At 62.4% G+C, this 250-nt stretch carries 1 protein-coding gene; it reads left to right on the top strand.

All coding sequences use genetic code 11. The annotated features are described in order from the left end of the window. Positions 1-108: 108 nt before the first annotated feature. Positions 109-250 (top strand): cbb3-type cytochrome oxidase assembly protein CcoS (ccoS, locus tag R0J92_RS25190; RefSeq protein WP_411053696.1); only part of this gene is annotated, 142 nt, incomplete at its 3' end.

The raw sequence follows: 250 nt of genomic DNA, 5'->3' as shown, positions 1-250 counted from the left end.
GATCATCGTTGTCGCCAATGCCTTGCGGCTCAATCGCGCTTCGCGGTCGGCATCGTCCGCTTCGAAAGTGGCGAACTCCGGCCCCGTACCGGCGGAGGCACATGCCGCATGAACATGCTCGTCTATCTCATCCCGATCGCGCTTTCTCTCGGTGCGCTCGGTCTTTTCGCCTTTCTCTGGTCGCTGAAGAGCGGCCAGTACGAGGACCTCGACGGCGCCGCATGGCGAGCGATCGAGGAGGATGACGATC

Origin of the sequence: Tritonibacter sp. SIMBA_163, from assembly GCF_046535935.1 — a bacterium.
Lineage (GTDB): Bacteria > Pseudomonadota > Alphaproteobacteria > Rhodobacterales > Rhodobacteraceae > Epibacterium > Epibacterium scottomollicae.
The sequence above is the reverse complement of the archived record's forward strand: the minus strand, read 5'-3'. Positions and strand labels throughout refer to the sequence as shown.